General features: G+C 74.0%; 18 protein-coding genes. 3 read left to right on the top strand and 15 right to left on the bottom strand.

The genetic code is table 11. From position 1 onward, the window contains the following. Positions 1-6: 6 nt before the first annotated feature. The 4 genes from ACWEEU_RS17045 to ACWEEU_RS17060 all read right to left on the bottom strand — a co-directional run bounded on the left by ACWEEU_RS17045 (position 7) and on the right by ACWEEU_RS17060 (position 3,626). Positions 7-333, bottom strand: coding sequence for a hypothetical protein (locus tag ACWEEU_RS17045; RefSeq protein WP_199585005.1), 327 nt, complete (start codon positions 331-333; stop codon positions 7-9). Continuing rightward, on the bottom strand, positions 330-698 hold the full coding sequence (locus tag ACWEEU_RS17050; protein ID WP_385743417.1) for a WhiB family transcriptional regulator: 369 nt from the start codon (positions 696-698) through the stop codon (positions 330-332). Before ACWEEU_RS17050 ends, ACWEEU_RS17045 begins: the two co-directional genes overlap by 4 nt. 173 nt (positions 699-871) lie before the next feature. After that, the gene (locus ACWEEU_RS17055; RefSeq protein WP_385743419.1) at positions 872-1,192 is read right to left on the bottom strand and encodes a hypothetical protein; all 321 of its coding nucleotides are present in this window, start codon (positions 1,190-1,192) and stop codon (positions 872-874) included. A 169-nt stretch (positions 1,193-1,361) separates the two neighbouring features. Next, positions 1,362-3,626 carry an ATP-dependent DNA helicase UvrD2 gene (locus ACWEEU_RS17060; RefSeq protein WP_451733096.1) on the bottom strand — a complete coding sequence of 755 codons (2,265 nt, stop codon included), beginning with the start codon at positions 3,624-3,626 and terminating at the stop codon, positions 1,362-1,364. A 180-nt stretch (positions 3,627-3,806) separates the two neighbouring features. On the opposite strand from ACWEEU_RS17060, the gene ACWEEU_RS17065 reads away from it, so the two are divergent. Next, positions 3,807-4,064, top strand: coding sequence for a mycoredoxin (locus ACWEEU_RS17065; RefSeq protein WP_385743423.1), 258 nt, complete (start codon positions 3,807-3,809; stop codon positions 4,062-4,064). An 87-nt stretch (positions 4,065-4,151) separates the two neighbouring features. Here ACWEEU_RS17065 and nudC read toward each other — a convergent pair whose 3' ends face one another. The 5 genes from nudC to ACWEEU_RS17090 form a co-directional block, all read right to left on the bottom strand. After that, complete coding sequence (gene nudC / locus ACWEEU_RS17070; RefSeq protein ID WP_199585009.1) at positions 4,152-5,096, bottom strand: NAD(+) diphosphatase; 945 nt, start codon at positions 5,094-5,096, stop codon at positions 4,152-4,154. A gap of 154 nt (positions 5,097-5,250) precedes the next feature. After that, positions 5,251-6,651, bottom strand: a complete 1,401-nt coding sequence (locus ACWEEU_RS17075; RefSeq protein WP_451733100.1) for a dipeptidase — start codon at positions 6,649-6,651, stop codon at positions 5,251-5,253. A 47-nt stretch (positions 6,652-6,698) separates the two neighbouring features. After that, positions 6,699-10,265: a UvrD-helicase domain-containing protein gene (locus ACWEEU_RS17080; RefSeq protein WP_385743427.1), complete on the bottom strand. Its 3,567-nt coding sequence runs from the start codon at positions 10,263-10,265 to the stop codon at positions 6,699-6,701. A 100-nt stretch (positions 10,266-10,365) separates the two neighbouring features. Then, positions 10,366-13,785 carry an ATP-dependent helicase gene (locus ACWEEU_RS17085; protein WP_451733103.1) on the bottom strand — a complete coding sequence of 1,140 codons (3,420 nt, stop codon included), beginning with the start codon at positions 13,783-13,785 and terminating at the stop codon, positions 10,366-10,368. A 234-nt stretch (positions 13,786-14,019) separates the two neighbouring features. Continuing rightward, positions 14,020-14,445, bottom strand: a complete 426-nt coding sequence (locus tag ACWEEU_RS17090; protein WP_385743431.1) for an MGMT family protein — start codon at positions 14,443-14,445, stop codon at positions 14,020-14,022. Positions 14,446-14,588: 143 nt separating this feature from the next. Here ACWEEU_RS17090 and ACWEEU_RS17095 point away from each other — a divergent pair, with 143 nt between their 5' ends. Together ACWEEU_RS17095 and ACWEEU_RS17100 are read left to right on the top strand one after the other, a co-directional pair. Then, positions 14,589-17,408: a lysylphosphatidylglycerol synthase domain-containing protein gene (locus ACWEEU_RS17095; RefSeq protein ID WP_385743433.1), complete on the top strand. Its 2,820-nt coding sequence runs from the start codon at positions 14,589-14,591 to the stop codon at positions 17,406-17,408. Between the two features lie 98 nt (positions 17,409-17,506). After that, the gene (locus ACWEEU_RS17100; RefSeq protein WP_385743435.1) at positions 17,507-19,051 is read left to right on the top strand and encodes an alpha/beta hydrolase; all 1,545 of its coding nucleotides are present in this window, start codon (positions 17,507-17,509) and stop codon (positions 19,049-19,051) included. Between the two features lie 10 nt (positions 19,052-19,061). Here ACWEEU_RS17100 and ACWEEU_RS17105 read toward each other — a convergent pair whose 3' ends face one another. From ACWEEU_RS17105 to ACWEEU_RS17130, 6 genes are all read right to left on the bottom strand, one after another. Further along, positions 19,062-19,571: a hypothetical protein gene (locus tag ACWEEU_RS17105; protein ID WP_385743437.1), complete on the bottom strand. Its 510-nt coding sequence runs from the start codon at positions 19,569-19,571 to the stop codon at positions 19,062-19,064. A gap of 279 nt (positions 19,572-19,850) precedes the next feature. Continuing rightward, positions 19,851-21,029 carry an adenylyltransferase/sulfurtransferase MoeZ gene (gene moeZ, locus ACWEEU_RS17110; RefSeq protein ID WP_385743439.1) on the bottom strand — a complete coding sequence of 393 codons (1,179 nt, stop codon included), beginning with the start codon at positions 21,027-21,029 and terminating at the stop codon, positions 19,851-19,853. Between the two features lie 63 nt (positions 21,030-21,092). Beyond that, positions 21,093-21,818 (bottom strand): spherulation-specific family 4 protein, encoded by a 726-nt coding sequence (locus ACWEEU_RS17115; protein ID WP_385743490.1) that lies wholly within the window; start codon positions 21,816-21,818, stop codon positions 21,093-21,095. Between the two features lie 50 nt (positions 21,819-21,868). Next, on the bottom strand, positions 21,869-22,828 hold the full coding sequence (locus ACWEEU_RS17120) for an NAD-dependent epimerase/dehydratase family protein (RefSeq protein WP_385743441.1): 960 nt from the start codon (positions 22,826-22,828) through the stop codon (positions 21,869-21,871). 208 nt (positions 22,829-23,036) lie between these two features. After that, positions 23,037-24,308, bottom strand: a complete 1,272-nt coding sequence (locus ACWEEU_RS17125; protein WP_451733110.1) for a hypothetical protein — start codon at positions 24,306-24,308, stop codon at positions 23,037-23,039. After that, a complete protein-coding gene (locus ACWEEU_RS17130; RefSeq protein WP_451733112.1) occupies positions 24,305-25,987 on the bottom strand; it encodes a DUF3492 domain-containing protein in 1,683 nt (560 codons plus the stop codon). Before ACWEEU_RS17130 ends, ACWEEU_RS17125 begins: the two co-directional genes overlap by 4 nt. Positions 25,988-26,040: the final 53 nt, after the last annotated feature.

Consider the following 26,040-nt stretch of genomic DNA (forward strand, 5'->3'; position numbering starts at 1 on the left):
GCGCGCCTACTGCATGACGGCCATGGCGAGCGCCCGGCGAGCACGCAGCGAGGCGCGCTCCGCCCGGCGCTGCATCCGCCGGGCGGTGGCCAGGCGCACGGCCTGACGCTCCCGCTCGGCGTCCTGCAGGCGCTCGTGCATATGCGCACGGGCCAGGGCTTCTGGGATGAGTTGCATCTCTCGGGTCCTGTTCTTCTGGCGCGAACCGGTCACGCCGTGGGTGGTGAGGTCTGAGGTCGCGGAGCGCGTGGGCTCGCTGGTGGACGGCTTCATCGGGGCCTGCTTCATGGGGTCGTGCGTGAGGGGGCGGTCGATCGTTCCTGGGGTGTTCATGCCGTGACCGGGTTCTTGCGCGGGCGGCCACGGGGCCGCTTGCGGGCCACGACGACCCCCTGGACGAACAGCTCCCCGCCCCAGACGCCCCAGGGCTCGCGCCGCTCCTTGGCCCCGGCGAGGCAGGCCTCGACCAGCGGGCAGGTACGGCAGAGGGACTTGGCGTACTCCACGTCCGCCGGGGACTCGGCGAAGAAGACCTCCGGGTCGTAGGACCGGCAGGGTACGGGGGTGCCGAGGCTCTCGATGGCGTCGTCGAGCGCGGTGAGCGTGCTGAGGGGGAACAAGGTGGTGTCCTCCGTGGGGCCGGGCGGGGGGAGCGTTTGTGAGGGCGGTACGGACGGGGCGTGCGCTTCGAGTTGCACGGGGTGTCTTCCTCGTCTTTTCGTTCCGGCCGGTTGACCGGGTGTCGGCTGGGTACCGGGTCGTTCCTTGTCCCGAGGCCCCTTCGCTCCGTCGACCCCGTTCGGGGAAAACAGAAGGGCCGCGGTACCCGGGTGGGGTTCCGCGGCCCTGAAGGCGCCGGCCTGATCGACTGTCAGGCTGGATCGCTCCAGGGTTCTGGCCCACGGAAGGCCCACATCAGGTGGTGCTGCGTCGTCTGCTGCTGGAATCCGGCACCGGCCGCGAAGGCATAGGCGTGTGCCTGTGCCTCTACCGCTTCCAGTGCCTTGGTCGGTCGCTCATTCCGCTCGCGGACAGGGAGACCCGCGAGGGACAGGGCGGTGGCGGGGCGGACGGCGGGAACGCCGGACACACCGGTGCCCTGGGTGAAGGCGCCGAACATGCACAGGGAGACGGTCGAGCGATCGGTCATTTTGGCCGAGCTGCTGAGGATGCTGGTGTTGATGCTGATCACGGGACTCGCCTCCTTTCGGCGCCTTGGGGGACCGGAGAACCGGTCCGTCGGATAAACAAGTACAGCACGGAATCACAGCCTCCGAGAAGGCCGCCGTTTCCGTGTCTAGAACCTATGGGGATTCGCGGGGCGTGCGCAAACTATTTTTTCGACGAGTTCGTATCAGTCGTCAACACGCTTCCTCCCCCGCGTTCCCGGGGTCGTTCCGGGGGTCGATCGGGCCGTCGTTCCCCGGTGCGGCGGGCTCGGCGCCCGCGCAGATGGCCAGGACGTCGGCACCGTAGCGGCGCAGTTTGCGGTCCAGGACGCCGGGGATGCGGGACAGTTCGGCCGGGGTGTCCGGGCAGGTCTCGGCGATGGCCATCAGGGTGCGGTCGGTGAAGACGCAGAAGTCCGGCTGGCCGCTGAGCCCGGCCTCGACCGAGCGCCATTCCCTGAGCCGTTCGTACAGCCCCTCGTCCATGTCGGAGGGGCAGTCCTCACAGCGCATCAGCTTCATCTCGCCCGCGTCGGTGAGCGTGCGGCCGCAGACCCGGCAGCGGGCCGGGGTGCGCTGGGTGCGCCGGGGCACCGCCATGAGACCGCCGCCGGTGCCGCCGACCGTGCCACCGGTACCGCGCTCGATGCCGCCGAGCGCGCCGGTGCCGGTACGGCCGACGGTGGGGGTGGTGCCGGGGCGCAGCCCGTCGAGGAAGCGGCTGGGCCTGCGGTTGGGGCGGCCGCCGGGGGCGCGGGAGAGGGACCAGGAGAGGTGGAGCCGTTCCCGCGCGCGGGTGACGCCGACATAGAGGAGACGGCGCTCCTCCTCGATCTGCTCGTCCGTCTTCGCGTAGGTGATCGGCATCATGCCCTCGGCGACGCCGACCAGGAAGACGGCGTCCCACTCCAGGCCCTTGGCCGCGTGCAGGGAGGCGAGGGTGACGCCCTGCACGGTGGGGGCGTGCTGGGCGCCGGCCCGCTCGTCCAGCTCGGCGACGAAGTCGGCGAGGGTGGCGCCGGGGTGGGTGGCGGCGAAGTCGTGGGCGAGGTGGGCGAGGGCGGCCAGGGACTCCCAGCGCTCGCGGGTGGCGCCGGAGCCGGCCGGGGGCTGGGCGGTCCAGCCCTCGCCGGACAGCACGGCGCGCACCTGGGAGGGCAGGTCGACGGCCTCGTCGAGGAGGGAGTCGTTGCCGCCGAAGCGGGCGGCGGCGCGCAGCGCGACCCCGGCCCGGCGCACCTCGGGCCGGTCGAAGAAGCGCTCGGCGCCGCGCAACTGGTAGGGGACTCCGGCGTCCGCGAGGGCCTGCTCGTAGGTCTCGGACTGGGAGTTGGTGCGGAACAGGATGGCGATCTCGGCCGCCGGGACGCCCGCGTCGATCAGCTCGCGGATGCGGCGGGCGGCGCCCTCGGCCTCGGCGGGCTCGTCGGTGTACTCGACGCAGACGGGCTCGGGTCCGGCTCCGCGCTGGGAGATCAGCTCCAGGCGGTGGTCGGCGGCGCGGCCGTGGGCCTGGGCGAGCAGGCCGTTGGCCAGACGGACCACCTGGGGGGTGGAGCGGTAGTCGCGGACCAGCTTGACGACCGTGGCGCCGGGGTGGCGCTCGCGGAAGTCGAGGAGGTGGTCGGGCGTTGCTCCCGTGAACGAGTAGATGGTCTGGCTGGCGTCCCCGACGACGCACAGGTTGTCGCGGTCGCCGAGCCACAGCTCCAGGAGGCGCTGCTGAAGGGGGCTGACGTCCTGGTACTCGTCCACCACGAAGTGCTGGTACTGGGAGCGCACCTGGTCGGCGATGTCGTGCCGGTCCTGGAGCACGGCGACGGTGAGCAGCAGCACGTCCTCGAAGTCGATGACGGAGCGGGCGCTCTTGAGGTTCTCGTAGGCCGCGTAGAGGTGGGCGATCTCGGCCGGGTCGCGGGGGGTGTCACGGCCGGACTTCGCGGCCGCGTACGCGTAGTCGGCGGGGACGGTCTGGGTGACCTTGCACCACTCGATCTCGGCGGTGGCGTCCCGCAGCTCGCTGCGGTCGAGGCGGAGCCCACAGGCGACGGCCGCGTCCGCGACGAGCTGGATCTTGCGCTCCACGAGCCGGGGCAGGGAGCCGCCGACCGCCTTCGGCCAGAAGTACTGGAGCTGGCGCAGGGCGGCGGAGTGGAAGGTGCGGGCCTGCACGCCCTGGGCGCCGAGCTGGCGCAGCCGGCCGCGCATCTCGCCCGCGGCGCGGTTGGTGAAGGTGACGGCGAGCACGCTGGAGGGCTGGAGGATGCCCGCGCGCACGCCGTAGGCGATGCGGTGGGTGATGGCGCGGGTCTTGCCGGTGCCCGCTCCGGCCAGGACGCACACCGGCCCGTGCAGTGCGGTGGCGACCTCGCGCTGCTCGGGGTCGAGCCCTTCCAGCACCGCGTCGGCCGAGTCCGGTGTCCGCGGGAAGAGAGGGGAGTGCGTTGCTGCTGTCACATGGCCATGCTGCCAGGTCGCCCGGGACGACCGCGCCCGTTGTCCACAGGCGGGGCCTTGCGGTCGTACTAATGCGGCGGGTGTCACAGTGGTCGTCGCGGCGCGGGAATGACGCTCCGCTCTCGCGCGTTCCCTCACTGCACGACCCCTTCCCCGAGCTGCTGAGGAGCGCGAGAGACCATGCAGGGCACTGTGACGATGTACAGCACGACGTGGTGCGGCTACTGCCGTCGGCTGAAGAGCCAGCTCGACCGCGAGGGCATCGGTTACACCGAGATCAACATCGAGCAGGACCCGGAGTCCGCCGCGTTCGTGGAGAAGGCCAACGGCGGCAACCAGACGGTGCCGACCGTGCGCGTCCTCCCCTCCGCCGGTGGCCAGGAGGTCGTGATGACGAACCCGAGCCTCGCCCAGGTGAAGCAGGCGCTCGGCGCCTGACCCGGGGCGCGCGAGCGGTCAAGACGTACGAGAACCCCGGCAGCCCGTGAAGGGCCGGCCGGGGTTCTCGTCCGTCCGCACGCGTCCCTAGAACGCGCTCCGCGTCGGCAGCGGCTTGCCGTACCACATCTCGATCAGGCGGGCGGCGATGGAGATGCCGTAGGGCGGCAGGACCTCGCCGGACTCGAAGGCCGCGCCCAGTTCCTCGCGGGAGAACCAGCGGGCCTCCTCGATCTCCTCGCCGTCGGCGTCGATCTCGGTGGAGGTGGCGTGGGCGAAGAAGCCGAGCATCAGGCTGGACGGGAACGGCCAGGGCTGGCTGGCGACGTACTCGACGTGGCCGACGGTGATGCCCGCCTCCTCGAAGACCTCGCGGCGCACCGACTGCTCGATGGACTCCCCCGGCTCCACGAACCCGGCGAGCGTGGAGAAGCGGCCCTCGGGCCAGTGGACCTGGCGGCCGAGCAGGATGCGGTCCTGCTCGTCGGTGACGGCCATGATCACGGCCGGGTCGGTGCGCGGGTAGTGCTCGGCGCCGCAGGCCGGGCAGCGGCGGATGTGCCCGGCGGCGGCGATGACCGTGCGCTCACCGCAGCGGGAACAGAAGCGGTGGGTGCGCTGCCAGTTCTCCAGGCCGACCGCGTGCACCATGAGCCCGGCGTCGCGCGGGGAGAGCAGCAGACCCGCCTCGCGCAGCCCGGCGGGGCGGGCGGACTGGTCGATGCGGCCGGGCAGCGAGTCCTTCTGGAGGGCGAAGTAGCTGACGCCGTCCTCGTCCTCGCCGAGGAAGTAGCGGTGGGCCTCGGTGAGCGGCGCCTCGAAGGAGGGCGTCATGACGAGTTCGGTGCGCCCGTCGGGCGTCTCGTCGATGAGGACCTGGCCGCCGGAGACCACGAAGCAGCGGGTGGAGGGGTGGCTCCAGGCCGCCGCGAGCCAGGCCTCGTCGAGCCGGTGGTGGGCGGCGCGGTCGATGCCGCTCGGGGCGGTCAGCGAGATGGGTCGGTCGGCGGTGTGGTCGGTCCAGGTGGTCACGGGTGCTTCCAACTCCCCCAATGGAACGGTTCGGTTCGACGGGCGGTTCGACGGGACATAGGGCGGAGGGCACCGGCTGGGGTGCGGTGGGGCGGTCGGGGCGTTCCTTCCAGTGTGCCGGGCGCGGGCGGACGCCCGGTGCCGTGGCCGCCGGTCAGGGGGCGTCCCCGTTCTCGGCGAGGTCGCTCCACAGGTACGCGGTGGTCTCGACGCCCTTGAGAAGGAGGTCCAGCTCGACCTTCTCGTTCGGGGCGTGCCAGCCGTCGGAGGGGATCGAGATGCCGAGGAAGAGCACCGGGGCGCCGAGCACCTCCTGGAGGTCGGCGGCGGGTCCCGAACCGCCCTCACGGGTGAAGCGGACCGGACCCTGGAAGGCGCGTTCCATGGCGCGTACGACGGAGCGCAGCGCGGGGTGGTCCAGCGGGGTCAGGCACGGGCGGGTGCCGGGGGTGAAGCGGATGTCGAGCTGGATCCCGGCGGGCACCTGGTGGGCGGCCCAGGCGCGGACGGCCTTCTCGACCTCGCCGAGGTCCTGGCCGGCGACCAGCCGGAAGGACAGCTTCACCAGCGCCGAGGAGGGAATGATCGTCTTGCTGCCCGCGCCCTGGTAGCCGCCGCCGATGCCGTTGACCTCGGCGGTCGGGCGGGCCCAGATCCGCTCCAGGGTGCTGTAGCCGGCCTCGCCGTGGGTGGCGTGCGACTTGGCGGTGCGCAGCCAGCGCTCCTCGTCGAAGGGCAGCTCGGCGAACAGCTCGCGCTCGCGCTCGGTCAGCTCCACCACGCCGTCGTAGAAGCCGGGGACCGCCACCCGGCCCTCGTCGTCGTGGAGGGCGGCGACCAGGCGGGCGACGGCGGTGGCCGGGTTGGGCACCGCGCCGCCGAAGGAGCCGGAGTGGATGTCCTGGTACGGCCCCTCCAGGCGGATCTCGCACTCCGCGAGGCCCCGCATCCCGGTGCAGACGGTGGGGGTGTCCGCGGACCACATGCCGGTGTCGGAGACGATCACGACGTCGGCGGCGAGCCGGTCGGCGTGTTCCTCGACCAGGGCGCGGAAGTGCGGGGAGCCGGACTCCTCCTCGCCCTCCACGATCAGCTTCAGGTTGACGGCGGGGGCGGTGCGGCCGGTCGCGGCGAGGTGGGCGCGGACGCCGAGTGTGTGGAAGAACACCTGGCCCTTGTCGTCGGCGGCACCGCGCGCGTACAGCTTTCCGTCGCGGACGACGGGCTCGAAGGGGTCGCTGTCCCAGCCGTCCTCGCGGGCGGCGGGCTGTACGTCGTGGTGGCCGTAGACCAGGACGGTCGGGGCACCGGGGTCGTCGGAGGGCCACTCGGCGTAGACCGCCGGGGCGCCGGGGGTCGGCCAGACCTCGGCGACCGGGAAGCCGGTGTCCTTGAGCGCGGTGGCGAGCCAGTCGGCGCTGCGGCGCACGTCCTCGGCCCGCTCGGGCTGGGCCGACACCGAGGGGATGCGCAGCCACGCGGCGAGGTCGTCGAGGAAGGCGGCGCGGTGCCGCTCGATGTACGCGTGGACGGCGCTGTCCGGGGTCTGGCTCATACGGACGAGCCTATCGGCCCGCGCGGACATCCTCTCCGGGCGGTTCGTCACACTCGGCTTCCCCGACCGGCCCCTTTCTCCCCGCCGTCGGGTGTCCGCGCGGCACCGTCGGGGCTGTCGCCGCCGCCCGCGGCCGCCTCGCCGCCGCCTCCGGCGGCCATCTCCCCGCCGAGCAGCCGCTCCAGCTCCGCGCGGCCGGGCAGATCCGCCGGACGGACGACGTCGCCGGTGCGCACGTACAGGAACGCGGCCGTGACCGACTCGGGCGGGACGCCCTGCTGCTCGGCCCAGGCGAGCCGGTAGACGGCGAGCTGGAGCGGGTCGGCACTCTGGCTGCGGCCGGTCTTCCAGTCGAGGATCTCGTACGTCGCCTCCTCGCCCTCGCCGTCCTTGTAGACGGCGTCGATGCGCCCGCGCACGACCCGGCCTCCCAGCGAGAGCTGCACGGGGACCTCGGCGCGGTAGGGGGTGCGGTGGGCGTACTCGGTGCGCTCGAAGGCCGCCTTCAGCTCTTCCAGGTCCGCCTCGTCCGCGATCTCGGCGTCGGCGCCGGGCAGCTCGTCCGGCTCCAGCAGGGGCAGGGTCAGTTCCTCGAAGCGGGCCTCGACCCAGGCGTGGAACCGGGTGCCCCGGCGTGCGGCCGGGCGCGGGGGGCGCGGCATGGGGCGCGCGAGTTCCTGCGCGAGCCCGTCGGGGTCCTCCGCGAGCTGGAGCACCTGGGTGGCGGTGAGCGTGGCCGGCAGGGGTACGTCCGTGACGGCGCGCCTGCTGCGCAGCAGCTCGGCGGCGAGCGCGTCGAGGTCGCGGTCCCAGGAGGCGAGGGTGCGGGCCTCTTCGGGGGTCAGGGGGTCCTCGAAGTCCAAGGGCTCCGCCGGGGCGGCGTTTTCCTCGGGCATCGGCGTGTCCCCGGGGATCTCCACCAGGGACCCGGTGCCCTCGGGGGCGGGTGCCTGGTGCGGGATCAGGGGGCGCTCGGTGCTCAGCCGCTCCCAGTCGTCGGGGTTCTCGGGGTCCGGCCCGTAGGGGTCGTCCTCGTACGGCGGCTCGTCGTAGGGCTCGTCGTACGGCTCCTCGTCCCGCGGCGCCGTCGGCCACTCGGGGTCCTCGTACACCGGCGGCGGACCGTCCGGCGCGTCCAGGTGGGCGCGGACGACGCGGGCTGCCTCCTGGCGGCGTTCGAAGGCGGCCCGGTCCAGCGGGAGGGGCCAGACCTGGTCGTCGTCGGCCGTGTGCAGGGCGGGGTTCTCCTCGCCTTCGGCGGGCTCCTCCGCCCACGCCTCGGTCTCGCCGTACCCGGCGGCGCAGTGGTCGTGCAGCGCCTGGAGGAAGTCGGAGGGTCCGCGCGGCTTCTGCTGGCTGGGACCCCACCAGTGACCGGAACCGAGCAGGAGGGAGCGGGGGCGGGTGAAGGTGACGTAGCCCAGGCGCAGCTCCTCGGTGTGCTGGTGCGCCTTCATGGACTCGTGGAAACCCTTGATGCCCTTGGCGTCCCAGGAGTCCACGTCGGGCAGCGTGTCGGTGTCGCCGCGCAGGGCGTGCGGGAGCACCTTGGCCTGCGCGGTCCACTTGTCACGGCCCTGGGTGCTGGGGAAGGTGCCGGTGACCAGGCCGGGGACGGCGACCACGTCCCATTCCAGGCCCTTGGACTTGTGCGCGGTGAGCACCTTGACGGTGTTCTCGCCCCCGGGGAGGGCGTTGTCGAGCCCCTTCTCGTACTGCGCGGCGGTGCGCAGGAAGCCCAGGAAGGCGAGCAGGGTGGCCTCGCCGTCGCCGGCGGCGAAGGAGGCGGCCACGTCGAGGAAGTTGGCCAGGGTCTCGCGGCGGCGGGCGGCGAGCGCGTGCGGGGATGCCGACAGCTCCACCTCCAGGCCGGTGACGGCCAGGACCCGGTGCAGGACGTCCATGAGCGGGTCGGACAGGGAGCGGCGCAGGTCGCGCAGTTCGGCGGCGAGCCGGGCGAAGCGCACGCGCGCGTCCGGGGAGAAGGGCAGCCCGTCGTCGTCCTCGGCGCCGGCGTCCAGGAACGTGTCCAGGGCGTCCGCGAGCGAGGTGACCTCGGCGGGGTCGACGCCCTCCACGGCCTGGGCGAGCCTGCGGTCGGGGTCGTCGCCGCCCGTGTCCGCGTGGGCGACGAGCAGCCGGGCGCGGCGGCCCAGGAGCGCGAGGTCGCGGGGGCCGATGCGCCAGCGGGGGCCGGTCAGCAGGCGGACCAGGGAGGCGTTGGCGCCGGGGTCCTGGAGGACCTCGCAGACGGCGACCAGGTCCGCGATCTCGGGCAGGTGCAGCAGCCCGGACAGGCCGACGACCTCGACCGGCACGTCCCGGGCGACCAGCGCGCCCTGGATCTCCGCGAAGTCGCCCGCCGTGCGGCACAGGACGGCGATCTCGCCGGGCGGGGTGCCGGTGCGGACGAGATGGGCGAGGGAGTCCGCGAGCCAGGCGATCTCCTCGGCGTGGGTGGGCAGCAGGGCGCAGCGGACCATGCCGTCGCGTTCGGCGCCCGGTGCCGGGCGCAGGGCCTCCACGCCCTCGTGCATGGCGCGCAGGGGTTCGGCGAGGCCGTTGGCGAGGTCGAGCAGGCGGCCGCCGCTGCGGCGGTTCTCGCTGAGCGCCCGGCGCCCCGCGGGTGTGCCGTCGGCGTGCGCGAAGTGCGCGGGGAAGTCGTCCAGGTTGGCGACGGAGGCGCCGCGCCAGCCGTAGATGGCCTGGCAGGGGTCGCCGACGGCGGTGACGGGGTGCCCCGTGCCCGCGCCGAAGAGTCCGGCGAGCAGCACGCGCTGGGCGACGGAGGTGTCCTGGTACTCGTCCAGGAGGACCACCCGGAACTCCTCGCGCAGCACGCGGCCGACCTCGGGGATGCCGGCGAGGCGGGCCGACAGGGCGATCTGGTCGCCGAAGTCGAGCAGGTCGCGTTCGCGTTTGGCGGCCCGGTAGCGCTCGACGAGTCCGGCCAGTTCCCGGCGTGCGGCGAGTGTCTCGGGGACCTTGCGCAGGTCGGCGTTGCTGAGCTTGACGCCCTGGAGCGTCTCCAGGAGCCCGGCGTCCCAGGCGCGCAGTTCCTCTGGGTCCACGAGGTGCTCGGACAGCTCGGAGTCGAGCGCGAGCAGGTCGCTGACCAGGTCCGCGAAGGAGCGGGTGAGCGCGGGATACGGGCCCGGCGCCTCGCGCAGCACGCGCGCGGCGAGCTGGTAGCGGGTGGCGTCCGCGAGCAGCCGGGAGCTGGGCTCCAGGCCGAGGCGCAGGCCGTGGTCGGTGAGCAGCCGTCCGGCGAAGGCGTGGTAGGTCGAGATGACCGGCTCGCCGGGCGGGTTGTCCGGGTCGATGGCGTCGGGGTCGGTGATCCCGGCCTTCACCAGCGCCTTGCGGACGCGTTCGGCGAGTTCGCCCGCGGCCTTGTTGGTGAAGGTCAGACCGAGCACCTGCTCGGGGGCGACCTGTCCGGTGCCGACCAGCCAGACCACGCGCGCGGCCATCACCGTGGTCTTGCCCGAGCCGGCCCCGGCCACGATCACCTGCGGGGCGGGCGGCGCGGTGATGCAGGCCGTCTGCTCCGGGGTGAAGGGGATGCCGAGCAGCTCTTTGAGCTGTTCGGGGTCGGTGATGCGCGCGGACATTCGTCAGAGGCTAGCGGCGGCCACCGACAGCCGGGCGCGCGGGACGGCGTCCACGCAGGTCAGGGGGTGTGCGCAGTGCCGTACGTCACTCCGCGCGTCCTCACTCGATCACGTGCCGGCCCTCGGGCCGGGCGCTGCACGAGGCGCGGAAGTCGCAGTGGGTGCACTGGCGGCCGGTGGTGGGGGTGAACCGTTCGTCCAGGACCTTCCCGGCGGCGGTGGCCAGCAGGTCCCCGACCCACTCCCCCGACAGCGGCTCCTGGGTCTGCACCTTGGGCTGCGTCTCGCCGCCGTCCTTCTTGGCCGCGCCCTGGCGGAGCTGGACGAGTTCGGCGCCGCCGGGTTCGGGCCGGGTGCCGCCGAAGGCGTCGTCCACGGCGCCCTCGGCCACGGCCAACTGGTAGACGGCGAGCTGGGGGTGGCGGGCCACCTCGGCGGAGGTGGGGGCGTTCTTGCCGGTCTTGAAGTCGACGACGTAGGCGCGGCCCGCGCCGTCCGCCTCCACGCGGTCCATCTGGCCCCGGATGCGGACCTTGTACGCGCCCGCCTCCAGGGTGACGTCGAAGTCCTGCTCGCTGGCGACCGGGGTGCGCGTGGCGCGGTCCAGGACGTGCCAGTTCAGGAAGCGTTCGAGGGCCGCGCGCGCGTTGTCCTTCTCCTGCGCGGACTTCCAGGGCGCGTCGAAGGCGAGCGCGTTCCACACCGAGTCCAGACGCTCCATGAGGACGTCGAGGTCGGCGGGCGTACGCCCCGAGGCGACCTCGTCGGCCAGGACGTGCACGACGTTGCCGAAGCCCTGGGCGACGGTCGCGGGCGCGGCGGCCTTGACCTCGCGGCCGAGGAACCACTGGAGCGCGCAGGTGTTGGCGAGCTGGTCGAGGGCGCTGCCGGAGAGCACGACGGGCTGCTCGCGGTCGCGCAGCGGCACCTTGCTCTCGGTCGGCTCGTACATGCCCCACCAGCGGTCGGGGTGCGCGGCGGGCACCAGGGGGCGCCCCTCGTCGTCGCTGAGGGCGGCCAGCCGGGCCAGACGGCGCGCGGCCGCCTCCCTCAGGGCTGGCGAGGCAGCCGGGTCGACCGTGGTGGCGCGCAGCTCGGCCACGAGCGCGGACACGGACAGCGGGCGGCGCGGGCGCCCGGTGACGTCCCGGGGCTCGACGCCGAGTTCGGTGAGGAAGCGGGAGGGCTGGTCGCCATCGTCGGACGCGCCCTTCACGGCGGTGACGACGAGGCGGTCACGCGCGCGCGTGGCGGCGACGTAGAACAGCCTGCGCTCCTCCGCGAGCAGCGCGCCCGGGGTCAGCGGCTCGGCCAGTCCGTCGCGGCCGATGCGGTCGGCCTCCAGGAGGGAGCCGCGGCGGCGCAGGTCCGGCCACACGCCCTCCTGGAGCCCGGCGACGACGACCAGGCGCCACTCCAGGCCCTTGGAGCGGTGCGCGGTCATCAGACGTACGGCCTCGGGGCGTACGGCGCGGCGGGTGAGGGTGTCGGCGGCGATGTCCTCGGCCGCCAGCTCCTCCAGGAGGTTGAGGGCGCCGCGTCCGCCGACGCGCTCCTCCGCGCGCGCGGCGGTCGCGAACAGCGCGCACACGGCGTCCAGGTCACGGTCGGCGTTACGGCCCGCCGCACCGCCGCGCCGGGCGGCGCGCTCCAGACGGCTGGGCCAGGGCGTGCCGTTCCACAGGTCCCACAGCGCCTCCTCGGCCGTACCGCCCTCGGCCAGGCGCGTGCGCGCCTTGCGCAGCAGCGCGCCGAGCCGCTGCGCCCCGCGCGCGTACGCCGGGTCGTGCACGGCCAGCCGCTCCGGCTCCGCGAGCGCGCGGGCCAGCAGCTCGTCGGAGGGCGGCGGCACCGGGTTGCCCCCCGCCCGCTCCTCCTCCCGCAGCGCCCGCCCGAGCCGCCGCAGATCGGCGGCGTCCATCCCGGCGAGGGGGGAGGTGAGGAGGGTGAGGGCGGTCTCGGCGTCGAGCCAGGTCCCGCCGCGGACGTGCGTCTGCCGGTCGGCGGGGGGCGCGCCCTCGGCGGTGTCCGCCCCGGGGGCTGCCGCTGCCGGGGCGGCCGAGCCCGCGAGCGGTGCCGCGTCGGCGGCGGCCGCCACGGCCCCGCGCCCGTCGACCGGCGGTCCCGCCGCCTCCGCCGTGGCCACCGCCTCGAGTGCCGTCAGCAGCGGAGCCACCGACGGTTCGTGGCGGAGCGGGACGTCGTCGCCGTCCGTGTCCAGCGGGACGCCCGCCGCCGTGAGGGCGCGGCGCAGGACCGGGATGCTGGAGCCCGCGCGGACCAGGACGGCCATGTCGCTCCAGGCGACGCCGTCCTCCAGGTGGGCGCGGCGCAGGATGTCGGCGATGTTGTCCAGCTCGGTGCCGGGCGTCGGGTAGGTGTACGCCTCGACGCGGCCGCCCTCGCGCACCGCCGTCGGCTCACGGTGCGCGCGCACCTTGTCGGCGGGCAGGCGGCGCAGCGGCATCCGCTGGGTGATGCGACGGGTCGCGTGGAGCAGGTCCGCGCCGCTGCGGCGGGAGGTGCCGAGCACCTGGACCGGCGCCGGGCCGCCGTCCGCGCGCGGGAAGACCTCGGGGAAGTCGAGGATGCCGTTCACGTCGGCGCCCCGGAAGGTGTAGATCGACTGGTCCGGGTCGCCGAAGGCGACCAGGGTGCGCCCGCCCCCGGCCAGCGCGCGCAGCAGCCGTACCTGTGCGGGGTCGGTGTCCTGGTACTCGTCGACGTACACCGCGTCGTACCGCGCGGCGAGACCTGCCGCGTACTCGGGGCGGTGGGCGAGGAGCACCGCGCGGTGGACGAGTTCCGCGTAGTCGATGACGCCCTGGAGGTCGATGACGTCCAGGTACTCGGCGAGGAAGGCGGCGGCCGCGCGCCAGTCGGGGCGGCCGATGCCGCGCGCGAAGGTGTCCAGCGCCTCGGGGCCGAGGCCCAGCTCGCGGGTGCGCGCGAGGACGGCGCGCACCTCGTCGGCGAACCCGCGCGTGGTCAGGCAGGCGCGCAGCTCGTCGGGCCAGCTCACGTGCGCGAGGCCGAGCCGTTCCAGTTCGGGCTGGCCCGCGAGCAGTCCGCGCACGGTGACGTCCTGCTCGGGTCCCGAGAGCAGCCGGAGCGGCTGGGCGAAGCGGTCGGCGTCCTGGTGGGCGCGGACGAGGGCGTAGCAGTACGAGTGGAAGGTGGTGGCGCGGGGCGCGCGGGCGGCGCCCATGCGCCGGGCCATCCGGTCGCGCAGTTCGACGGCGGCCTTGCGGCTGAAGGTGAGCACCAGGATCCGGTCGGGGTCGCCGCCCCGGGCCACGCGCGCGGCGACGGACTCGACCAGGGTGGTGGTCTTGCCGGTACCGGGTCCGGCGAGCACGAGCAGCGGTCCCGTGCCGTGCTCAACCACGGCGCGCTGTCCGGCGTCCAGGCGAGGGGGGTCGAACCGCGCGGGCGGGGTACGCACCAGTCGGTAGGCGCCACGGATCGCCTGCCGCCCCTGGGGGTGCGGCAGGCGCCCGGTGGAGGAAGAGGAGCTCAAGTGGTTCGCCGGTCCTGGTGGTCCTGGTGGTCGTACGGATGGGCGGAGGCACGCGGCACGCGGAGCCCCCGCCCCACGAACGTACGCCATCCCTCGGACGTGCCCGGTGCCTCCCGGACGCGCCGGATACGTCCGGTAAGGGGCCGGCTGCGTCCCGTGGGGAGCGCGGTGCGCCGTTCGTGTGTCCCCCGCGGGCCGCGCGTGCCCGTCGGGGCCATGCGATGCCGGAAGCTGTCAGGTGTGACCTTCCGTGCCCGTTTCGCCGTCCCACCGCGCCCGCCGCATGTCGAGCCGGGGCATCCGGCCGCGCCCGCCGCCGCCCGGCTCCTTCAGCGGGGTGCCCTCGGCCCGGTAGTGGTCGAGGGCGCGCCGCTCGTGGCCCGGCAGCAGCGCGCCGTCGGCCCGCACCACGCGCCACCAGGGCACCGCGCCGCCGTAGAGGGCCATCACGCGGCCCACCTGGCGCGGCCCGCCCTCGGGGCGCCCGGCACCGGCCGTGCGCTCCCGGCGCTCGTCCTCCAGCCACTCGGCGACGTCGCCGTACGTCATGACCCGGCCGGACGGGATCAGCTCGGCCACCTCCAGGACGCGCTCGGCGTACTCGGGAAGGGCGTCGCCGGAGCCGTCCCGGGCGTCGGCGGCGGGGCTCTGCTCGCTCATCCGCCCCATCCTGCCGCACCGCACCGACAACGGGTACGGAGGACCACCGACCCCCTGATTCGCACCCTGATGCCCCCTTGTGCCGGTCGGACGTGCCACCATCGTCCGGGCGGTGACCGGTGATACGAGACCAAGAAGAGACCATGAAGCAGCAGGGTGTGCACCCCGAGGACGCGGAGGGCACCCCTGGCGCGGCCGCGCGTCCAGACACCTCCCCCGCGGGTTCGAACGACTCCCGCGAGGGTTCGGCCGACGACACGGGCCGGGGAGGCGACCCGGGTGTGCCCGAGGGCCGCGGGCCGGAGGGCCGCCGCTTCTGGCCCCCGCAGATCCCGGCCCGTCAGCGCCACTCCGGTGGCGCGGAGGACGCGCACCCCGGTGAGGTGGAGGGCGACGAGCCGCTGCTTCCCGCGCGCGTGCACCGCCCCTCCGACCTCATGCGGCTCGGGATCGGTCTGCTGGCCATCGCGCTGCTCCTCGCCCTTGCCGCGTTCGCGCACGGCACCACCTCGGGCCTCGAACAGGACATCCACAAGGGCACGGGCCAGGCGCCCGACCTGCTGATCAAGATCGCGGGGCTGGCGTCCAGCATCGCGATCCTGCTCGTCCCCGTCGCCTTCGCCATCGAGCGGCTGATCAAACGCGACGGCCTGCGCATCGCCGACGGCGTGCTCGCGGCCGTCCTCGCCCACGGGGTGACGCTCGCGACCGACCTGTGGGTCGCGCGGGCCGCGCCCGCGTCCATCCAGGAGGCGCTGACCCAGCCGGCGCCCGGCGACATCCACGCGCTGACCGACCCGGTGCACGGCTATCTCGCGCCGGTCATCGCGTACATGACGGCCGTCGGCATGTCCCGCAGACCGCGCTGGCGCGCGGTGCTGTGGATCGTGCTGCTGCTCGACGCGTTCTCGATGCTGGTCACCGGCTACACCACCCCGTTCGCGATCATCCTGACCGTGCTGATCGGCTGGACCATCGCCTACGGCACCCTCTACGCGGTCGGCTCGCCCAACGTACGGCCCACCGGGCGCACCCTGATGGCGGGCCTCAGGACGGTCGGCTTCCACCCGGTCAGCGCGGTCCGCGAGGAGGTCCCGGAGTCCGAGAACGGCGACCGGGGGCGGCGCTACTTCGTCACCCTGGAGGACGGCCCCCCGCTGGACGTCACGGTCGTCGACCGCGAACAGCAGGCCCAGGGCTTCTTCTACCGCGCCTGGCGCAACCTCACCCTGCGCGGCTTCGCCACCCGCTCCAGCCTCCAGTCGCTCAGACAGGCCCTGGAACAGGAGGCGCTGCTCGCCTACGCGACCGCCGCCGCCGGGGCCAACGCGCCCAAGCTGATCGCCACCTCCGAGCTGGGTCCCGACGCCGTGATGCTGGTCTACGAGCACACCGGCGGCCGCAGCCTGGACGCCCTGCCCGACGACGAGATCACCGACGAGCTGCTCCACACGGTCTGGCACCAGGTGCGGGCGCTGCAGTCCCGGCGCATCGCGCACCGCAGGCTCGCGGGCGACGCCGTACTGGTGGATCGTTCCGGCAAGGTGATCCTCACCGAGCTGCGCGCGGGCGAGATCGCGGCGGGCGATCTGCTGCTGCGCATGGACGTGGCCCAGATGCTCACCACGCTCGGCCTGCGCGTCGGCGCCGAGCGGGCCGTCGCCTCGGCGGTCAAGGTGCTCGGCCCGGACGCGGTGGCCGGCTGTCTGCCGATGCTCCAGCCCATCGCGCTCACCCGCTCCACCCGCGCGACCCTGCGCAAGCTGGCCCGTGAGCGGGCCCAGCGCGAGCGCGAGGCGGTCCTCGAGTCCTCCCGTCTGGCCAAGCAGGCCCGGATCGAGGCGGCGTCGAAGGAGGGCACGGCCCTTCCCGAGAAGCCCGACAAGAAGACGGTCCGCGCCGAGCAGCGGGCCGAGAAGCGGGCCATCGACGAGGCGATCGACGAGGCACGCGAGGAGGATCTGCTCACCCAGATCCGGCACCAGGTGCTGCGGATCAGGCCGCAGGCCCCGGTGGAGCCCGCCCGTCTGGAGCGGGTGCGGCCGCGCACCCTGATCAGCTTCATCGCGGGCGCGATCGGCGGGTACTTCCTGCTGACGCAGCTCACCCACATCGAGTTCGGCACGCTGTTCTCGCAGGCCCAGTGGGGCTGGGTGGCGGCGGCGGTGGGCTTCTCCGCGCTCAGCTACGTGGCCGCCGCGATGGCGCTGCTCGGGTTCGTGCCCGAGCGGGTGCCGTTCGTGCGGACGGTGGCGGCGCAGGTGGCCGGGTCCTTCGTGAAGATCGTCGCCCCGGCGGCGGTCGGCGGTGTCGCGCTGAACACGCGCTTCCTCCAGCGGCAGGGCGTACGGCCCGGGCTCGCGGTCGCGAGCGTCGGCGCCTCGCAGTTGTTCGGGCTCGGCTGCCACATCCTGATGCTGCTGTCCTTCGGATATCTGACCGGCACCGAGAAGACGCCCTCGCTGTCCCCGTCCCGCACGGTCATCGCGGGTCTGCTGACGGTGGCGGTGCTGGTGCTGGTGGTGACCTCGGTGCCGCTGCTGCGGAAGTTCGTGGTCACGCGGGTGCGGTCGCTGTTCGCGGGGGTCGTGCCGCGGATGCTGGACGTGCTCCAGCGGCCGCAGAAGCTCGTCACCGGCATCGGCGGGATGCTCCTGCTGACCGGCTGCTTCGTGATGTGCCTGGACGCCTCGATCCGGGCGTTCGGCGACGAGTCGGCGCACATCAGCATCGCCAGCGTCGCGGTCGTCTTCCTCGCGGGCAACGCACTGGGCTCCGCCGCGCCGACGCCGGGTGGCGTGGGCGCGGTCGAGGCGACGCTCACGGTGGGTCTGATCGCTGTGGGTCTGCCGAAGGAGGTCGCGGCTCCGGCGGTGCTGCTGTTCCGTCTGCTGACGCTGTGGCTGCCGGTGCTGCCGGGGTGGCTGTCGTTCAACCAGCTCACCCGCAAGGGGGCGCTGTAGGGCCGCTGCAGGGGCCGCCGCCGCGGGTCGGGGCGGGGTCGTACCTCGTACGGCCCGTGCCCCGCGCGCGGTGGCGTGGCCGCCGTGAGGATGGAGGCATGGCGATCCCCTCCCGGCCGCGCGCCGCGGCTCTGACCACCGCCGTCCTCCTCGTCGGGGCGCTGCTGGCCGGCTGCGACAGTTCGCCGTCGACCGGGGATCTGACGAAGCAGAAGCTGGACTGGAAGGACTGTCCGGCCCCCTCCGAGGCGGAGGGCGGCGGCCCGGCGCCCTCCCCGCTGCCCGGCGGCGCCGAGTGGCAGTGCGCGACCATGCGGGCGCCGCTGGACTGGGCCAGGCCCAAGGGCGACACGATCGGCATCGCCCTGATCCGCGCGAGGGCCGACGGACCGGCGAACGAGCGCATCGGCTCCCTGATATTCAACTTCGGCGGTCCCGGGGGCAGCGGTGTCACCACGCTGCCCGCGTTCGGCGAGGACTACGCGGCCCTGCGCACCCGCTACGACCTGGTGAGCTTCGACCCGCGCGGGGTGGGCCGCAGCGATCCGGTCATCTGCGAGAGCAACGCGCAGCTCGATGCGTACTTCCAGCAGGACGCGACGCCGGACACGACGAACGAGGAGAAGCAACTCGTCAGCCGTACGAGGAAGTTCAACGACGGCTGCGAGCGGAACTCCGGGAAGGTCCTGCCGCACGTCCGCACCACCGACGCGGCCCGCGACATGGACCTCATGCGCCAGGTCCTCGGGGACTCCAAGCTGCACTATTTCGGCATCTCCTACGGCACCGAACTCGGCGGCGTCTACGCCCACTTGTTCCCCAAACGGGTCGGCCGCGCCGTCTTCGACGCGGTCGTGGACCCCACGCAGACACCGGAGGAGGGGGCGCTCGGCCAGGCCCGCGGCTTCCAGCTCGCGCTGGACAACTTCGCGGACGACTGCACGTCGCGGATCGAGGACTGCCCGGTGGGCGACACTCCCCAGGACGTGAAGGACCGCATCGCCGGACTCCTCAAGTCCCTGGAGAAGCAGCCCATTCCGGGCCTTCCCCCGCGCAAGCTGACCCAGACCGCCGCGACCAACGGCATCGCGCAGTCCCTGTACTCCAAGGACTTCTGGGAGTACCTGACCGAGGGCCTGGAGGACGCCTACGAGGGCGACGGCAGAATCCTCATGCTGCTGTCCGACTCCATGAACGGCCGCGGCGAGAACGGCGAGTACAGCAACATCGCCTCCGCCAACGTCGCCATCAACTGCGCCGACGAGAAGCCGCGTTACGACACCGCCTACGTCCGCCGCAAGCTCCCCGCCTTCCGCTCCGCCTCCCCCCTCTTCGGCGACTACCTCGCCTGGGGCATGGTCGGCTGCACCGACTGGCCCGTCCCCGGCGCCGCCGACCACCCCGACGTCCACGCCCCTGGCGCCGCCCCCATCCTGGTCGTCGGCAACACCGGCGACCCCGCGACCCCCTACGAGGGCGCCCGCGCCATGGCCGACGCGCTCGGCGAGGGAGTCGGCGTCGAACTCACCTACAGGGGCCAGGGACACGGCGCGTACGACAGCAAGAACCGGTGCGTACAGGGGGCGGTGAACGGCTACCTGCTCGACGGCACGGTGCCGAGCGCGAACACGGTGTGCTCCTGAGGCCGTTGCCTCACGACGAGCTCGCACGGCTCTGCGGAAGCCCGGGCACGGGAGCGGCGAACCGGTCGATGTCGACCCCTCGCGAACGGAGGTACGCCTCCGCATGGTCGGCCAGACGCCGATAGTGCGGCCAGGTGGGGATGCCCGACCAGAACGAGTCCCGGTGCCGGAGGAACAACTCCCCGGCGTACTTCATCTTGACCAGCGAGGGCGCCCACAGTTCGAGAACGTCCTTCTCCCGCACGTACCTCTTGTGGCAGTACAGCCCTGCGACATCGAAGGACGACAGCGCCCGGTTGGCACGCGCGTAGTCCTCCTCGTTCAGATCCTCCACTCGCCCTGCCCGCGCATGGAGATCGAACAGCACACGTCGGCCGCTCTGCAGATCCGAGCTGATCAAGGACTCGTGCAGTCTGAGGAACGCCTCTCTCCTGTCCTTGCGCCGCCCCGCGTACAGCGACACCAGGCTGATGACCACGGCGACTGCCGAGAACGCGACCGACGCGACCTGCTCCCCCACCCTCATTCCTCTCCCCCGACTGCCACCATGCTGCCCAGGGCGCCGTGCGGGTAAGCGGCGGGTGCGGCCGAGGAACCGTCGCTCCGGGTGGACTTGTGGGCCACGGCGCCCCGGGGGGGCACGGCGATTCCGTGATCCCTTGGCAGAGGGACCGGAGCGCGGCCCCGATGGCCATCGACGGCGTCGCCGTGGCCCGCGCCGGTGGCGTGCGCCGGACACGGCGGAGGCCCACCGCGCCCGCGCGATGCGGCGCCGTGGGCCTCCGTGAAGCGGGCAGGCTCAGTACACCGGCTTCTCCGGCTCCACCTGGTTGACCCAGCCGATCACGCCGCCGCCCACGTGGACCGCGTCGGCGAAGCCCGCCGACTTCAGGACGGCGAGGACCTCCGCGCTGCGGACGCCCGTCTTGCAGTGGAGGACGATGCGCTTGTCGTGGGGAAGGGATTCCAGGGCGGAGCCCATGAGGAACTCGTTCTTGGGGATCAGCTTGGCGCCGGGGATGGAGACGATCTCGTACTCGTTGGGCTCGCGGACGTCGATGATCTCGATGTTCTCGCCGTCGTCGATCCACTCCTTGAGCTGCTTGGGAGTGATCGTGGAGCCGGTGGCGGCCTCCTGGGCCTCCTGGGAGACGACGCCGCAGAACGCCTCGTAGTCGATGAGCTCCGTGACGGTCGGGTTCTCGCCGCACACCGCGCAGTTGGGGTCCTTGCGGACCTTGACCTGGCGGTACTGCATCTCCAGGGCGTCGTAGATCATGAGGCGGCCGACCAGCGGGTCGCCGATACCCGCGAGGAGCTTGATCGCCTCGTTGACCTGGATCGAGCCGATCGACGCGCACAGCACGCCGAGCACGCCGCCCTCGGCGCAGGAGGGGACCATGCCGGGCGGCGGGGGCTCCGGGTAGAGGCAGCGGTAGCAGGGGCCGTGCTCGGACCAGAAGACGGACGCCTGGCCGTCGAAGCGGTAGATCGAGCCCCACACGTACGGCTTGTTCAGCAGCACGCACGCGTCGTTGACCAGGTAGCGCGTCGCGAAGTTGTCCGTGCCGTCCACGATCAGGTCGTACTGACCGAAGATCTCCAGCACGTTCTCGGCTTCGAGCCGCTCCTCGTGCAGGACCACGTTCACGTACGGGTTGATGCCCTTGACCGTGTCCCGCGCGGACTCGGCCTTGGAGCGGCCGATGTCGGCCTGGCTGTGGATGATCTGGCGCTGGAGGTTCGACTCGTCGACCTCGTCGAACTCCACGATGCCGAGCGTGCCGACACCCGCCGCCGCCAGGTACATCAGCGCGGGCGAGCCCAGGCCGCCGGCGCCCACGCAGAGCACCTTGGCGTTCTTCAGCCGCTTCTGCCCGTCCATCCCGACGTCCGGGATGATCAGGTGGCGGGAGTACCGGCGGACCTCGTCTACGGTGAGCTCGGCAGCGGGCTCGACCAGGGGTGGCAGCGACACGGGGACTCCGTTGGTCGGTCGTTCACTACGGTTGTTCTTCCCGTAACACTGCCACGCGTTTCTTCATTCCGAGACACCCGTTCCGACCCGCGAGACGATTTCGTCCCAGTAGCCGGGCATGGTCTCCCAGGGGTTCTCCTGGCCGCCCCGGTCGGTGCGGTCGGTGAGGTAGACCGTGCCCGCGCCCTGCCAGCGGGCGACGCGCAGCGCCTCCTCCAGATGACCGCGCGGCACGCCGTGGACGACGTGGCAGAAGCGGTCGGCCGGGTAGTCCGCCGTCCACTCCGCGACCTGGGACCAGCGGTACTCGGTCCAGGGTCCCCGGAAGGTCAGCAGCTGGTCGGCGTTCTCCGCGTACCCCGGGTGCGGATGGCAGCCGTGGCCGAGCACGATGTGGGCGCCCTCGCGCAGCGCCCGCAGGGTGGTGACCAGGCGGCGGACCTCCGCGAGCGCGGCGCGGTCGGCCGGGCAGCGCTCCAAAAGGAAGCCGTCGACCTGGTACCAGTCGAGGTGGCGGTGGGCGTCGCCGAGCAGGTGGGCGTGGGAGCGCGTGCCGTGGGCCAGGTCGAGATGGCCGAGGACGCGGACCCCGCCGTTGCGCAGCCGCCCCGACGCCTCCAGGCACTGCGAGTCGGGGCGGACGCCCGGGCCCGCCGCCACGTTGAGCACGACCCAGTCCAGGGGCGTGCCCGGCCGGGTGAGTTCCGCCCACTGGGACGGGGCGACCAGAGGGTGGGCGAAGTCGTAGATCCCGAGGCCGGTGCGGACCACGGTGGCTCCGGCCTGCATCAGATCCGGCCCGCCGCCGCCCGCCAGGTCCGGCCCATCGCCGCCCCCCGTCAGATTCGGCACGCCGCCTCCATCCAGATGTCGGCCAGCGACTCCTCCAGGTTGATCCGGGGCCGCCAGCCGAGCCGGTCGCGCGCGGTGCGCACGTCCGCCTGCTGCCAGCTTCCGCAGCCGTCCGGGTAGGGGAAGGCGACCGGCGCCGCGTGGTCGACATCGCCGCGCGGATGACCGAGCGGGCCGCGCAACGGGCCGGGCGGGGCGTCGAGTTCGTGCAGGGCGCCGCCGTATCCGGCGACCCGGGCCAGGACGGCGGCGGCGTCGCGCAGCCGGACCGCGCGGCCCGAGCCGATGTTGATGACGCCCTGCGCGGCGGAGAGCGAGGCGGCGTGCACCGCGCGGGCGACATCGCGGACGTCCACGAAGTCGCGCTGGACCCCGAGGCCGCCGAGCTTCAGCTCGCCGTCGCCGGACTGCATGGCGCGCCGCATGGCCTCCGCGAGCCGGCCGAGCGGGGAGCCCGCCGGGGTGCCGGGTCCGGCGGGCGAGAACACCCGCAGGACGACGGCGTCGAGCCCCGAGCCGAGGACCAGTTCGGTCGCGGCGAGCTTGCTGACGCCGTACGGCCCGCCGGGGCGGGGTACGGCGTCCTCGGCCGTGGAGGAACCGGGCTGGCTGGGGCCGTACTCGGAGCCGCAGCCGATCTGCACCAGGCGGGCCCCGCAGCCGCTGCGGCGCAGCGCCTCGCAGACGGTGGCCACGGCGACCGTGTTGTGCCGGGTCAGCTCGCGGGCGCCGCCCCTGGTGGCACCCGCGCAGTTGACGACGACTCCGGGGTGGACCGCGTCCAGGAACCGGGTGAGCGCGCCGGGGCTGCCGGTGGCGAGGTCGAAGCGGACGTCGGCGTCGTCGCCCCGGCCCAGCGCGGTGAGCTGGACGGCCGGGTCGGCGAGCAGCCGGTCGGCGACGAAGCGGCCGATGTATCCGTTGGCTCCGATCAGCAGGACCCTCATCGGGCGGCTCCCGGGGTGCGCGGTGTGGCAGCTCCCAAGGACCCGGACGCTCCGGGCGTTCCGTGTCGGGAGGTGGTCATCAGGTGTTCTCCTTCGCGGGGTCTGAGGGGCGGGGTCGGCCCCTGCGCGGGGCCTGGCGCCGTCCGCCGGGTGCCGGCGCGCCCCGTACGGGCTGCGGCGGGACCGGTCGGGGAGGGCGGTGGGGGGTTCACTCGGCCGCTCCGGTGGGAGCGTGGGCCGAGGCGCGGGTGAGGGTGCGCAGCGCGTGGACCAGCAGGGCCACCGCGGCGGCGCCGCAGACGAGGACGGGTACGGCGGCCGGTCCCCAGGCGTCCACGAGTCGCTGGACGGGTACGGCGACGAAGCCGCAGCCCGGCAGCCGTCCCGTCAGCACCAGGGCCGGAGCCGCGAGTTCGGCGGCCGCCGCCGAGCCGAGCACCACGGCGGGCGCGTGCCGGTGGTGGTACGCGGTGAGCAGCCGGGCGAGCAGCAGCAGCGCGCCGAGGGCGAGGGTCTGCGCGAGGGCCGGGGGCTCGCGCAGTACGGCGCCGGTGACGGCGAGCAGGGCGGCGAGGGCGGCCAGGTACAGCGCGAGGGTGCCGAGGAGCAGGGGCCGGGCGGCTGCGGTGAAGTCCTCCAGGCCCCGGCTGCCCGCGAGCCTGCGGTGGGCGGCGGCCGCGAGGAGGTGGGCGCACCAGGCGGCCGGGGCGCAGGACAGCAGCAGGGCCAGGATGGGCGCGAGGGCCACCGGCCAGGGGCCGTCCGGGGCGAGCGTCGGCGCGTCGTCGGGGCCGCCGCTGATCACGGCGCCGAGGAAGCCGTCGCCGAGGAGGGCGTGGGCGAGCAGGCAGAGGACCGCCGCACGCGTGCCGAGCGCGGGCTGTCGTAAGGCGGTACCGGGCCGGGTGGCGAGCGGTCCCCGGCGCAGGGCGGCGGCGACGGCACCGCCGACGAGGAGCAGGGCGCCGAGCCCGACGAGCAGCCGGGCCTGGCCGTGGGTGAGGAGCAGTCCTGCGGCGGCCGGGGCGGCGAGCGCGCCGGGTAGCAGGGTGCGCAGGACCCAGTCGGCGCGGATCCGGGGTCCGGGGCCGGGGTCGGCGGGGGGCTGCGGGTCGTCGTCGCGGGGGACGCGGGCGTACAGCTCCTCGGCGAGCGAGAAGACGTCCCGGTGCCGGAAGCGGGCGGCGGTGCGGTCGGTGACGCCGTGCGCCTCCAGGCCGGCCGCGATCTCCAGCGCGTCGACGGCCCGCTCGCACAGGTCCCGGTGCTGGTGCAGCAGGGTCTTCACGGGGTCGGCGGTGCCGCGCCGGGGGGTGGCCTTCGCGGGACGCGCCGACGTCCGGGGTGTCTCGGGGGCTTCCGGCTCGGCCGGTCCCGGGGCGTCGGGACCGGCCGGTGTGTCCCCGGCCGCTCCGTCCACGCGCGCGCTCATCGTCGTACCGCCCCGCTCTCCCGTCGTTCTGCCCGCGCCGCCGCTCATCGCGTCCCCTTTCCTGCCGTCGCCGCCACCGGGCGGGACGGGTCGGGGTCGGCCCAGGCAGGGGCCGGACGGGCTGTGGGGGCGGTGAGGCGGCCGGGGGCGTGGATCTCGGCCGGGGTGGCGAAGGGCAGCGGCTCGCCGGTGTCGTCGCGGCTGACCGGGCAGTGCGAGACGATCTCCAGGTAAATGCCGTGAAATGCCGTGATGTTCTGTTCGACGCCGAGCAGTTCGACCGCCCGGGCCCGCGCGGCGGCGCCAAGGCGGGCCCGCCGCTCCGGGTCGCGCAGCAGCGTCACGCACGCCTCCGCGAGCGCGCGGGGGTTGCGCGGCGGTACGACGAGCCCGGTGCCGCCGATGACCTCCACCACCGCGCCCACGTCGGTGGAGACGGTGGCCCGGCCGCAGAACATGGCCTCGGCCAGGCTGACCGGGAAGCCCTCGACCACGCTGGAGAGGACCACGACGGCACCGGAGGCGTACGCCTCGGCGAGGCTCGGCACCTCGGGGCCGCCGATCTCCTCGAAGGAGACGGGGTTGTCCCCGATCTCGTGCACGCCCTCCGCCTCGTCGGGGAAGAGCTGGGCGGCGAGCGCCCGGCAGTGGCCGAGGTACGCCTCACCCTCGGCGTCCACCGGCACGCCCACGATCCGCAGCCGCGCCGCGGGTTCCTCCCGGCGGATCTCGGCGAAGGCGTGCAGCAGCGAGATCAGGTCCTTGGCGGGTTCGATGCGCCCGACCCACACCAGCGTGCCGGGGTCGGAGCGGTCGGGTCCCTCTCCCACCTCGGTGAAGCGGGCGGCGTCCATCCCCGGGTGGACGGTCCTGATCCGGGTCCGGTCGGCGCCGCAGCGCTCCTGCCAGCGGCGGGCGTGGGCGTTGCCCGGGGTGAGGATCTCCGCCCGGCGGTAGACCTCGGCGGCGAGCCTGCCGTGGAAGGCGGCGAGCAGCGCGCGCACGGCGGGGGCGGCGGCGTCGGGGCCGAGGGCGAGGTAGCGCGAGCGCAACTGGACGCCGTACTCGGTGACGAGCAGGGGCACGCCGGAGAAGTGCCGGGCGAGCAGTCCGGGGAGGGCGGCGGTGCCGCCGGAGGTGGCGTGGCAGAGGTCGGCGGCGGCCAGGGCGTCGTCGCAGTACCAGCCGAGAGAGAGCGGGCGCAGGGCGCGCTCCAGGTGGTCGGTGACCGTGAGCAGGTCGGGCACCCGGGCCTCGCGGGCGGTGCGGGGCGCGCCGGGTGCGCGACAGGCACGCTCCAGGGCGCGTACGGCGGTCTCGGAGCGGAGCGCGCCGGTCAGCGGGCCTTCCTCGCGGGCGAGTTCGGCCAGCCGGTACAGCGCGTTGCCGAAACGGTCCGCCAGCTCTTCGCCGGCGACCGCGGGACCGGCGCCGGGCTCGGCCCAGACCGCCGCGAGGAGTTCGCCGTAGGACTCGGCCAGGCGCCTGCGGGCGCGGCGGCCGAGGGCGGGTCCTTCGTCCTCGGTGGTCCACAGCGGGGCGGTGCGCACCCGGTGGACCTGCGGCGGCAGCGTGACCCAGCCCGCGCGCTCCTGGTCGTGGTCCCGGCTGAGCGCGTAGACGTCGAACTCGTGCTGCCCGAGCCCGCGCACGAGCCGGTCGCACCAGATCCCGGCGTCACCGCTCACATACGGATAGCCACCCTCCGTAAGCAGTCCGATGCGCACGCGTGCACCCCCGATCTCCCGTGTGTGGGAGCCGCCGTCCTCCCGGCGGCTCG

It is taken from the genome of Streptomyces sp. NPDC005004 (genome assembly GCF_053600675.1).